Genomic DNA, 11,359 nt, shown 5'->3' with positions numbered 1-11,359 from the left:
GAGACCTCACCTGCTTGTCAGCATCCTGCAACACCAGGGCGCCCGAGCCGTGACGGCTCAGGCGCTCACACCTCACTTTTCAGACACGGCCTAGACAAGGCTGACGTGCTGAAGCTGCTCGGCAGCTACAGCGCCGCAGAACGATAATGGAGAGCTCGCAGATGGCTGCCCGAGGCGGGCGAGGCAAGCGGGTCAGGCGAAGCAGGCAGCGCACTGCTGGCCGGCCCCTCGACGTCACCACGAACAGCAGGCCACAAAGGCCGTCACCGCTGGCTTCGGCCGGATCGACGTGCTGGTCAACAACGCCGGCTACGGCCTGTTCAGCGGCATCGAAGAGGTCACCGACGCCGAAGTCCGCGCGCTGTTCGACACCAATGTGTTCGGCCTGCTCAAGGTTCTCTACAGCGCTCGAAGTTCGCCGTGGAGGGAATCACCGAGGCCGCACCGACTTCCTGAGCACCGGCAGCAGACGCCACGCAGCCGAGAACATCCCGGCCTACGCCGCCACGCTCGGCCGACTCAACGAGGCGATCGTGGCCAACAACGGCCGCCAGCCCGGCAAACGGCAACCCGGCGAAAGCTGTGGCCGCGATCCGGCAACTGGCCACGGCAGACCAGCCGCCGCGCGCCTCCACCTCGGCGGCGACTGCGTGCAGCTGGTCGAGGGCAAGCTCGCGAGCGTCGCAGAAGAACTCGACCGGTGGCGCGAGCTCGCCCTGTCGACCGACTTCGCCGCCGTCTAGGAACTCCAGCGCGCCGGCTCACCGGATTCGTCAGGTCCCGCCGATCGGGTCCCGCCGATCAGCTCCCGCCGCGCGTTCGGGCGACAAGACGTGCCTCGATGTTCCGCAGGGTCGAGATCGCGGCGTCGATCTCGGCCTCTTCGGAGTCGGTGACAGCCCCCTCCATGAGGTGGCTCCAGGCCGTACGCAGTCGTTGCAGGTTCTCCTGCGCCTTGTCTGTGGGAAAGAGCAGCACGCGCCGCGCGTCCTGGGGATCGACGTCGCGTCGTATGTAGCCCGCCTTCTCCAGGTTCCGCACCGCCCGGCTGAAGTTGCTGGAGATCAGCTGCGTGGCCTCCGCCGCCGCACTGGCCGTGGTGCCCGGGTGCCGGTCGATGTAGCGCATCACCGCCCCCTCCATCGGCGTTCCCGACTCGGCCGCGGCCTCCTTGGACGCCTGGATGTGGCGGCCCACCGCCAGAATCAGGTCGGCGAGCTCGAACAGCCGCGAAGTCTGTTCCTCGTCCATCCGCCCGGGACCTCCGTCGTCGCCGCGTGATTGCCATCGCGTGATCGCTATCAATTGACAGCGAATTCTGCCCTGGGCTAGCTTTGCTGTCAATTGATAAGCATCGCGGTGCACGGCGGTCGACCGAGCCGCCGGCGGCGCCGATGGAAAGGGCGGCCACCATGACTCTCATCGCCATCGAAGAACACTGGATCATGCCGGAGCTCACCTCCGCCCTCACAGCCCTGCCGCGGCCGGACGAGAGCCTGGCCTTCAACGAGATGGGCGACCACCGGCAGCGGCTGGAGGACCTGGGGGACGGCCGGATCGCCGCGATGGACGAGCAGGGCATCGACGTCTCGATCCTCGCCCTGACCCCGCCTGGGACGCATCCGCTGCCGCCCGACCAGGCCCTGCGGCTCAGCCGCGCCGCGAACGACACGGCGATCGAAGCCGTCGGCAAGCACCCGACGCGGCTGCGGGCGCTGTCGACGCTGCCGATGTCCGCCCCGGAGCACGTCGCCGGCGAACTCGCCCGGGCCGCCGCGCAGGGACACGTCGGCACCATGGTCTACGGCCGCTGCGGCGAGCGCTTCCTCGACGATCCGGTCTACGAGGACTTCTTCGCCGCCGCCGCGCGCCTCGGCCAGCCGGTCTTCATCCACCCGCAGATCCCCTCCGACGCCGTCCGCGACGCCTCGTACCGCGGCTTCGACGCCGTCACCAACCTCGGCCTGGCCACCTTCGGATGGGGCTGGCACCTCGACACCGCCACCGCCGCCCTCCGGCTCATCCTGGCCGGCACCTTCGACCGGCACCCGGAGCTGCAGATCGTCCTCGGCCACTGGGGCGAGATGCTGCTGTTCTGGCTCGACCGCGCCGACAGCCTCTCGCGCGTCGCCGGCCTGCAGCATCCCGTCAGGCACTACATCCGCACGAACTTCCACATCACCGCATCCGGCATGCTCAACCCGGCGCTCCTGCAGTACGCGCTGACCGTCACCACCATCGACCGGCTCATCTTCTCCACCGACTACCCCTTCCAACACCCCACCCGAGACGAGATCACCGCGTTCCTCGCGCATTTCGCCACCGACGAGGACCGGCAGAAGTTCGCCGCGACCAACGCCGCAGCCCTCTACGGACTCGAACTCTGATCAGTGCGAACTCTGATCAGTGCGGAGCCTTGAGCCCGGCGAGGTCGGAGTCGGCCAGTTCGCCGAGTTCGCCCAGTTCGTCGTCGGACAGGGCCGCGACCAGCCGCCGGCCGTAGTCGGTGTAGTCATGGGCGGGGGCGATCACCAGGTTCGGCAGTTCACGGCGCAGCCATTGCACGCGTCGGATTGGACCGACGAGCGGCGGAGGGTTGTCGTTCGCGGAAGAGTTCTTCAGAGGTGGGCTCTTTCCTGAGGCATTCGGTAGGCCGCCGCCGCGACCGACCTCAGCGCGGGTTGCCTGCTCTGAGCCAAGCGATGTAGTCGGCGGCTGCGCGGGCGGTGTCGTACTCGGGCTCGAAGCCGGTGTCCTGCTTAAGCCTGCTGATGTCGAGGGCGGCTCCGGGCCGGCGCGTGCCTGCCGGGAGTTCGAGGTCGGCGTCCGGCAGCGTCCGGCGGATCGCTGCGATCACGTCGGCGTTGTCGGTCACCCGCCCTGACGCGATGTTGTAGGTGCGGTGCTCGAGGTTGTCGGCGAGCTGCAGCAGCGCGATAGCCCGGCCGGTGTCCTTGACGTAGCACAGATCGAGCCCGTCCCCGAGGTACGGCTGGGCGAGCAGGCCCGACAGGTCGAGGGGCTGCCTGCTGGCGGCTGCGTGGACGAGCGCGGGTGCGGCGAAGAACGGGTCCTCGTGGCCGAGCGGGCCCCACGTGCCGGAGATCCGGAGGTTGACGAATTCGACGCCGGTCGCCTCGGCGAACTGCTCTCCGAGGAGCTCTGCGATCTTCTTCGACCGCGGGATCGGGTGCGGAGCGGTCAGCCGCACCGGCAGATCCTCGGTCAGCGGAGCATCCGTCTCGACGCCGCCGTAGACCCCGAGCGTGCTGGCCAGGCCCACCCGGCGCACGCCCCACTCCTGGGCGACGCGGGCGATGTTGAGGAGCCCGTCCAGCAGACCCTGCGTGGCCTCGATGCCCCCGACGGTCCCACGCGGCGCGGGGTAGCCCGCCAGGTGCACGATGCCGGTGATCCGGTGGCGGGCACCGATTCCGCGCAGCGCGTCGAGGTCGGCCACGTCGGCCCGCTCGGCCGTGACGGGCAGATCTGCGAGGTGGTCGGGGACCTGGTCCGTCCCGCGCTGCACCACGACGCTCGCCTCACCGAGGCCGTGCAGCGCACGGACGGTGTGGGAGCCGATGAAGCCGGACCCGCCGGTGACGAGGATCATGACGACGCCTTTCGTTTGCCAGATAAATCATCGGAGCAACCGACGATAAGTCTACGATACGATACTGGCGTGTCGAGGCCGAATTCTGACGACGCGGACCAGATCCGCGCACACGACGACGTGCTCGGGTACCTCCTCAAGCACGCGCAGCGCGCGCTGGAGCAGCGCACCGAAGCCGCGCTCGCCGACCTGGACCTGACCCCCCGCGACCTCGGCGTACTGCGGGTCATCGCAGGCGGCGAGGCGAAATCGCAGCAAGAGGCCTCAGTCGTCCTCGGCGTCGACCCCACATCGATGGTCGCGCTCCTGGACGCACTCGAGCACCGCGGCATCGTCGCGCGCAAGCCGTCCGAACGAGACCGGCGCCGCAACATCGTCGAGCTCACCGGCCACGGACGCGACGTCTTCCGGCAAGCAGAGGACCGCTACGCCAAAGCCGAGAAAGCGTTCACGTCGAGCCTGGGCGACACCGGGGCGGCCGAGCTCCGCCGGGCGCTACAGACGGTCCTCCAGAACGCGAAAGACGAGAGCGCCTGACCCTCGTCACCGACCCCGACCGGCTGCACCGGACAAGGGCACTCGCCTGCACTGCTGGCGCCGTGGCCAGGCGGTGCAGGCGGTGCAGGCGGTGCAGGCGGGACCCTTTCGCTACCGAACGTACCCCCAAGGCCGACCACAGCGGCCCACGCCCAGCCCTACGGCAGCCCCGGCGCCACCCGGTTCTCGCCGTACCCCCAGTTGTCAGTGACGGTGACGGTGTCGGCGACGGCCGCCGCGACCGGAGGCGGCACCACGCTGTGGCCGCCGAACACGACGATCTCCTCGACGGCTGCGGAGTTCGCGGTCAGGTACGCGGTCTCGCCGGCGGACAGGCCGTTCGTCCCGGGGCCGGTCAGCAGGAGGGGGCCGGGGTGGGCGCCCAGCAGTGCGCCGCCGCCGAGGGCGTCGGGCCAGTTGGCGGCGGTCGCCACGCCGATGGTCGAGGGCTTCGATGCTCCGCTGTAGAAGTGGTTCGCGAGCTTGGCCGCGGTGTCGAAGCGGTCGTAGCCGCGGAACTGGGAGGTGATCGTGGCGGACGGGACGGCTGACGCCAGCGCGTTGCTGCCCTGGTTGCCCACGCCGAGCAGGGTGTCGCCGCTGTGGTGGTGCGCGGTCAGGTAGTTCTTCGTCGTCGCCGACAGGGTGTTGTCGTCGGACAGCAGGACGACCGCGTTCGGGATCGCCCCGGCGACGGCTCCGGCGGCGAGCGCGTCGGGGAAGTTCCGGCCGGTGGCGACCAGGAACGTGTGCGGCGTGGCGGTGATCTGCTGCGCGATCGCCACGGCGGTGGCGTCCCGGTCGGGCCCGGCGACCCGGGACGGGGTGAATCCGAGTGCTGCGACCTGCTGTGCGACCTGGTCGGACAGGGCGTTGACGCCGCCCAGCAGGTAGACCTTCGCGTGCGGCGGCAGGACGCGCTTGAGTTCCCGGGCGACCGCCGGGTCCAGTCCCGCGGTCCCGGTCAGCAGCAGCGGCCCGTGCTTGTCCGCGGCCAGCGCGCTGCCGGCCAGCGCGTCGGCGAAGGTGTCGGAGCGGGTCAGCACCGCCGCCTGCGCCTGGCGGCCGTCGGCGCCGGTGGCGGCGAAGCCGAGCTGCGAGGTGGCGATCGCGGTCCCGATCCGGTCGGCGCCCCCGACCCGGTCCTCCTGCACCGGGGTGGGGACCGGCCGCCAGGCCATCGGCAGGTCCAGGACGTTCGGCGCCGGCGCGACCGCGGCGGTGACCGTCCCGGTGCGCATGTCCCGCACGGCGACGTGCGTCTCCGTCGGCCCGGACGAGGACGTCGCGTCGACCACCGGGTAGGCAAGCCGTGTTCCGTCCGGCGACCACACGAGGTAGGCGATCTCGGTGCCCGACGCGATCTGCGTGCTCTGTCCGCCGGCGATGTCGACGAGGTCCACCACGACGCTGCCACTGCTTTGCGGCGTCCCGGAAAGGACCGCGAACGACCTGCCGTCCGGCGCGGCGGCGAACTGCGTCAACAGCCCCTGAGCGACCTGTCGCAGGGCGGCGTCGCCGGGGTGCCAGACCGAGATCGTGCTGTAGGTGCTGAAGTACTGCTCCAACAGGTAGCCGCCGCCGGGAAGCACGTCGTAGCCGATGTACCCGAAGGTGCTCGTCGGCGCGGGCGCGGGCACCTGCGCGGCACCGGTGCCGTCCGGACGCACCGTCCAGATCTGGGCGCCGCCAAGGGAATTCTGCTGGAGGAACGCGATCGCCGAACCGTCCGGAAGCCAGCGCGGCTGGAACGCGTGCTTGCCCGAGGGCGGCGTGTAGACCGTCACCTGGTGGCTGCCGTCGGCATCGAACACGGAGATCGTTCCGCCTTCGGAGGCGGCGAACTTGGAACCGTCCGGCGACCACGACATCCCGCCGTTGGGATACGGCAGCGTCGTCGCGTGGTCGCCGCCGGCGTCCACGGACCGCAAAGTAGTGGTCGACCCGACCTGCTTGGCGTAGTAGAGCCCGCCGTTATTCGCGACTCCGTGCGCAGCCGCAACCACATCAGCGTGAGCGCCCGATGTATTGGCAGCCGAAGCGGCCGGAGCGGCCAGCGCACCCGGTATATTCCCCGCCGCCGCCACACCCGCGACTGCAAACCCTAGTACGGCCCGCGCCGCGATATCGCGATTCCTGCTCTGTCGATTCACGCCGAGCACCCCTCTTCGTTCCATAGCCGATTGCTGTGATGGACGCATCAAGAGTCGGGGCAGGAAGCGTGGGCGACAAGTAGGGAGTTCTCTGTGCCGAACCGGGACTCCGCGGATGCGAAACCCGCTTTTGGGCGCGGCACAAAAACCAGGCTGCCTCGCAGATCAGGGTACTGATGAGAATGCGAATGATCGCGTCGTGACTGCCGCTCGCGTGCCCGATGGAATGCGTTGGACAAGGTGCGGTCGAGGGCGTTTTCGATCTCAGTGCGGCGTCTTTTGTGGTGCCCGCCAGCTCGACTAAGGCGGGGATGCACACAACCCGCAGGATCATCGTCCAGAAGCGCCTCGGCGCCTCCGATCCGGCCGCACGACCGTCTGGCCGTCCGCCTCGATGCCCCCGAAGCGTTGACGTTCCGCAATCAGGCCACTACTTTCCTCCGAAACGTCAGGGTTCTTAGAACACTCATAGCAAATCCTGTGCAAAACCTTGACGTTCTGCGCTGGGCCATGCCACCAAGCATCGGCGCGCGCTCTCCCCGCACCCCCTTCGCACCACTCCCGCGAGAGGAAGCCCGTGAGATCGCAACACCCCCACACCAAGCGCGGCCGTACCCGACTGCTCGCCGCCGGCCTGGCCGTCGGCACCGCCGTCGCGGCCGGCGTCACCGCGCTGACCGCCGGAGCCGTCACCGCGGCCGCCGCCGGACCGGTCGTCACCCCGAACGCACAGACCCTGGCCGCCCAGAGCGCTGACACGCTCGTCGCCGCCCGGCCCGCGTTCCTGCACGCCAGCGCGAACGACCAGTTCGTGCGCCAGCAAGTCATCTCGTCCAACGGTGCCCAGTACGTGCCGTATCTGCGCACGTACTCGGGTCTGCCCGTGGTCGGCGGCGACTTCGTCATCGCCACCAACAGCGCCGGCCAGGTCGTGTTCCAGTCGGTCGCCCAGGACCACGCGATCGGCGCGCTGTCCACCACCCCGACACTCAGCAGCACTCAGGCCGTCAAGGCAGCCTCCGGGCAGCTGAAGTCGGTCTCGAAGGTCGAGGGCACGCAGCTCGTCGTGTACGCGCTGGGTTCCGCACCGGCCACCCTGGCCTGGGAGACCACCGTCGACGGTATCGGCGACGACGGCGTCAGCCGGCTGAGCGTGGACGTCGACGCCAGGACCGGCGCGGTCCTGCACACCCAGGAGCACGTCGAGCACGGCAGCGGCACCAGCGCCTGGAACGGCCCCAACCCGGTCCACATCGACACCTCGGGCTCGGGCAGCTCGTTCTCGATGAACACCCCGAACATCACCAACATGCCTTGTCAGGACGCTGCGAACGACACCACGTTCACCAAGTCCACCGACGTCTGGGGCAGCACCGACAAGACCAGCCGGGAGACCGGCTGCGTGGACGCCCTGTTCGGGGCCCAGACCGAGTTCAAGATGCTCGCCCAGTGGGACGGGCGCAACGGCATGGACGGCAACGGCGGCGCCTGGCCGATCCGGGTCGGCGACCAGGAGGAGAACGCCTACTACGACGGCACCCAGGTCCAGATCGGCTACAACTCGCAGGGCCAGTGGATCGGCGCGCTCGACGTCATCGCGCACGAGATGGGCCACGGCGTCGACGACCACACGCCCGGCGGCATATCCGGCAACGGCACCCAGGAGTTCGTCGCCGACACCTTCGGCGCGTCCACCGAGTGGTTCGCCAACGAGCCCGCGCCGTACGACGTCCCGGACTTCACCGTCGGCGAGCAGATCAATCTCCAGGGCACCGGGCCGATCCGCAACATGTACAACCCGTCGCTGATCAACAACGACCCGAACTGCTACTCCAGCGCCATCCCCGGTGACGAGGTGCACGCCGCGGCCGGTCCCGGCAACCACTGGTTCTACCTGGTGGCCGAGGGAACCAACCCGACCAACGGCCAGCCGACCAGCCCGACCTGCAACAACTCCACGGTCACCGGCCTGGGCATCCAGAACGCCGAGAAGATCATGTACAACGCGATGCTGCTGAAGACCTCGGGAGCCTCGTACCTGACCTACCGCGTCTGGACCCTGCAGGCGGCCAAGACCCTGGACCCGACCTGCGCGGAGTTCAACACCGTGAAGGCGGCCTGGACCGCGGTCAGCGTCCCGGCCCAGTCCGGCGAGCCGACCTGCACCGCCAGCACCAACGACTTCTCGATGGCGCTCTCCCCCACCTCCGGCTCGGTCAACCCCGGCAGCTCCCTGACGGCGACCGTGTCCACCACCCTGACCAGCGGCTCAGCCCAGTCGGTCGCCCTGACCGCGGCCGGCCTGCCGTCCGGCGCCACCGCCTCGTTCAGCCCGTCGTCGGTCACCTCCGGCTCGACCTCGACGCTGACCCTGAGCACGGCGAGCACCACGCCCGCCGGCAGCTACCCGGTGACCGTCACGGGCACCGGCGCATCGGCGACACACACCGCCACGTTCACGCTGACGGTCAACGGCTCCGGCAGCGAAACGGTCTCGGTCACCAGCCCCGGTAACCAGACATCGACTCAGGGCACTGCCATCAGTACCCTGCAAATCTCGGCGACCGACTCCGCCGGCAAGTCGCTGACCTACTCGGCCACCGGTCTCCCGGCCGGCCTGTCGATCAGCTCCTCGGGCGCCATCACCGGCACCCCGAGCGCGGCCGGCAGCTCGAACGTGACCGTGACGGCGTCCTCGGGCACCGCCTCCGGCTCGACCTCCTTCACCTGGACGGTAAACCCCTCCGGTGGCGGCGGCTGCACCGCGACGCAACTGCTGGGCAACCCGGGCTTCGAGACCGGTAGCGCCGCCCCGTGGAGCGCCTCCTCCGGTGTCATCAACAGCGACACCACCTCCGAGCCCGCCCACTCCGGCAGCTACAACGCCTGGCTCGACGGCTACGGCACCACCCACACCGACACGCTCTCCCAGAGCGTGACGATCCCGTCCACCTGCAAGACGGCGAACTTCTCGTTCTTCGTCCACATCGACACCGCGGAGACCACGACCACCACCGCCTACGACAAGCTGTCGGTACAGGTCCTGAACTCCTCCGGCACTGTGCTCGGCACCCTGGCGACGTACAGCAACCTGAACGCCGCCAGCGGCTTCGTGTCCCACTCCTTCAACCTGGCCAGCTACATCGGCCAGACCGTCACCCTGAAGTTCACCGGTACTGAGGACGCGTCCCTGCAGACGTCGTTCGTGCTCGACGACACCGCGCTGAACGTCAACTGACACCACGAGTCGCCGTAGCACGATGACGCGATAACGCGCGTTCACGGTGACAGACAAGACCAGCGGCCGCCTGGCGATCCACTCCGGATCGCCAGGCGGCCACATTCGAGCCCCGGTCTTTGGCTGAAGATTGTGATGGAATCCGACCCCCAGCGGTTCTTCCGAAATGCGCTTTTCATGCGCCCACAAACTGCTTGATGGGATCTGTACCGTATCGAAGTACTCTGTCATGCTGGGGTTCGACCTCGGAGGCATGACGAAAGGACCGTACGTGTCAGAACCCATAGTCGTGGCGGAAGGATTGCAATTCCCGACGAGTCTCGCCTTCGACGCGGCGGGCCGGGTCTATGTGGCCGAGTCCGGCCTTCCCTTCGGCGGTGCCCCGCCCGGCGGACAGGTGTGGCGGCTGGACGCGGCCGACGGGGCCGACGGGGCCGACGGCGCCGCGCAGCGGAGCCTGGTGGCCGACGGGCTGGCCGGTCCGGTCACCGGGCTGTGCCGGCATGGGGAGCAGCTGTACGTTTCCGAGGGCGGCGCGGGCCGCATCACCCGGATCGACCCGGACGGCAGTCGTACAGCCGTCGTCGAGGGCATGCCGGGGCCGGGCAACTACCACACCAACATGGCGGTCGTCGGGCCCGACGCGAAGCTCTACTTCAGTCAGGGCTCGATGACCAATCTCGGCGTCATCGGCCTGGACTCCTTCGAGCTGGGCTGGCTGCGCCGGGTCCCGCACGCCCACGACATCCCGGGTCTGGACGTGGTGCTCACGGGCGCCGACTCGGCCACCCCGGACCCGCGCGAGGGGGCGTCCGAAGCCGAGGTGCTCACCGGCGGGTTCGTGCCTTTCGGCACCTCCACCGAGGCCGGGCAGCGGATCGCCGCGGGGTTGCCGTGCACGGCTGCGGTCATGCGCTGCGAGCTCGACGGCAGCGGCCTGGAGCTGGTGGCGTGGGGGCTGCGCAACGCGTTCGGCCTCGGCTTCCTGCCCGACGGCCGGCTGCTCGCCCTCGATCAGGGTGCTGACGACCGGGGCAGCCGCCCGGTCGGCGGGGTGCCGGAGCTGCTCTACGAGGTCCAGGCAGGTGCCTGGTACGGCTGGCCGGACTTCATCGGCGGGGTGCCGGTGACCGATCCGAGCCTCAAGCCGCAGCGCGGCCCGCAGCCGGGCTTCCTGCTGGCCAACCACGACGAGCTGCCGGAGCCGCAGCGGCCGCTGCTGGCCCTCGAGCCGCACACGGCGGCCACCCGCTTCGCGGTGGCGCCGTCGAACACGCGCTTCGCCGGGCAGCTGGTGATCACTCTGTTCGGCGACGAGGCACCGATGACCGCGCCGGCCGACTCCCCGCGCGCCGGGCGGCACCTGGTCCGCGTCGACCCGGCCGACTGGTCGGTGCACCGGCTGTGGCCGGGATCCCCGCTGCACCGGCCGATCGACGTCGGCTTCAGCCCGGTCGACGGCGCGCTGTACATCCTGGACTTCGGAGCCTTCGAGATGTCCGCCGACGGCGTGCAGGCCCAGGCCGGCAGCGGACGGCTGTGGCGGTGGCCGGACTGGGACGACCCGGCCTCGGCCTGAGTTCGGGGGCTGCGGGCGACGGCGGTTCAGGCCACGCTCGACACGTTCTCTCTCGCGCCGCTGCGAACAGATCCGGCGCCGCGTCCTCGACCAGCCGCCGCGCGGCGTGCCAGCCGATTCCGTGCTGCGCGCCGCGTGCCGATCCCGCTGCGGATCACGACGAACCGCCGCATGCGGGCGGACAGCAGTACCTTGAGTTTCTCCCGGACCGTCGCGACCACTCGCACGCGCCTGATGGC

At 69.7% G+C, this 11,359-nt stretch carries 9 protein-coding genes and 1 pseudogene; 6 read left to right on the top strand and 4 right to left on the bottom strand.

The features are described from left to right. Positions 1–259 precede the first annotated feature (259 nt). Both ABH920_RS48585 and ABH920_RS48580 read left to right on the top strand, forming a co-directional pair. A pseudogene (locus ABH920_RS48585) lies at positions 260–349 on the top strand (short-chain dehydrogenase/reductase); the annotation flags it as partial. 184 nt (positions 350–533) lie between these two features. Further along, on the top strand, positions 534–743 hold the full coding sequence (locus ABH920_RS48580) for a hypothetical protein (RefSeq protein ID WP_370356417.1): 210 nt from the start codon (positions 534–536) through the stop codon (positions 741–743). Between the two features lie 58 nt (positions 744–801). Here ABH920_RS48580 and ABH920_RS48575 read toward each other — a convergent pair whose 3' ends face one another. After that, a complete protein-coding gene (locus tag ABH920_RS48575; RefSeq protein WP_370356415.1) occupies positions 802–1,251 on the bottom strand; it encodes a MarR family winged helix-turn-helix transcriptional regulator in 450 nt (149 codons plus the stop codon). 161 nt (positions 1,252–1,412) lie between these two features. Here ABH920_RS48575 and ABH920_RS48570 point away from each other — a divergent pair, with 161 nt between their 5' ends. Further along, entirely contained in the window at positions 1,413–2,387 is a 975-nt protein-coding gene (locus ABH920_RS48570) for an amidohydrolase family protein (protein WP_370356413.1), read from the top strand. A gap of 16 nt (positions 2,388–2,403) precedes the next feature. Here ABH920_RS48570 and ABH920_RS48565 read toward each other — a convergent pair whose 3' ends face one another. Continuing rightward, positions 2,404–2,565: a hypothetical protein gene (locus ABH920_RS48565; protein ID WP_370356410.1), complete on the bottom strand. Its 162-nt coding sequence runs from the start codon at positions 2,563–2,565 to the stop codon at positions 2,404–2,406. Positions 2,566–2,671: 106 nt separating this feature from the next. Further along, positions 2,672–3,613, bottom strand: a complete 942-nt coding sequence (locus ABH920_RS48560; RefSeq protein WP_370356408.1) for an NAD-dependent epimerase/dehydratase family protein — start codon at positions 3,611–3,613, stop codon at positions 2,672–2,674. Between the two features lie 69 nt (positions 3,614–3,682). Between ABH920_RS48560 and ABH920_RS48555 the strand changes: the two genes are divergently transcribed. Next, positions 3,683–4,150, top strand: a complete 468-nt coding sequence (locus ABH920_RS48555; RefSeq protein ID WP_370356406.1) for a MarR family winged helix-turn-helix transcriptional regulator — start codon at positions 3,683–3,685, stop codon at positions 4,148–4,150. A gap of 158 nt (positions 4,151–4,308) precedes the next feature. Here the strand turns inward: ABH920_RS48555 and ABH920_RS48550 are convergent, their stop codons facing one another. Beyond that, a complete protein-coding gene (locus tag ABH920_RS48550) occupies positions 4,309–6,072 on the bottom strand; it encodes a cell wall-binding repeat-containing protein (protein WP_370356404.1) in 1,764 nt (587 codons plus the stop codon). Positions 6,073–6,937: 865 nt separating this feature from the next. Between ABH920_RS48550 and ABH920_RS48545 the strand changes: the two genes are divergently transcribed. Together ABH920_RS48545 and ABH920_RS48540 are read left to right on the top strand one after the other, a co-directional pair. Beyond that, positions 6,938–9,541: a M4 family metallopeptidase gene (locus ABH920_RS48545; protein WP_370356419.1), complete on the top strand. Its 2,604-nt coding sequence runs from the start codon at positions 6,938–6,940 to the stop codon at positions 9,539–9,541. Between the two features lie 271 nt (positions 9,542–9,812). Further along, the gene (locus ABH920_RS48540; RefSeq protein WP_370356402.1) at positions 9,813–11,120 is read left to right on the top strand and encodes a sorbosone dehydrogenase family protein; all 1,308 of its coding nucleotides are present in this window, start codon (positions 9,813–9,815) and stop codon (positions 11,118–11,120) included. The last annotated feature ends 239 nt before the right edge of the window (positions 11,121–11,359 follow it).

Source organism: Catenulispora sp. EB89, from assembly GCF_041261445.1.
GTDB lineage: Bacteria > Actinomycetota > Actinomycetes > Streptomycetales > Catenulisporaceae > Catenulispora.
This window is presented reverse-complemented; position numbering and strand designations above follow the sequence as displayed.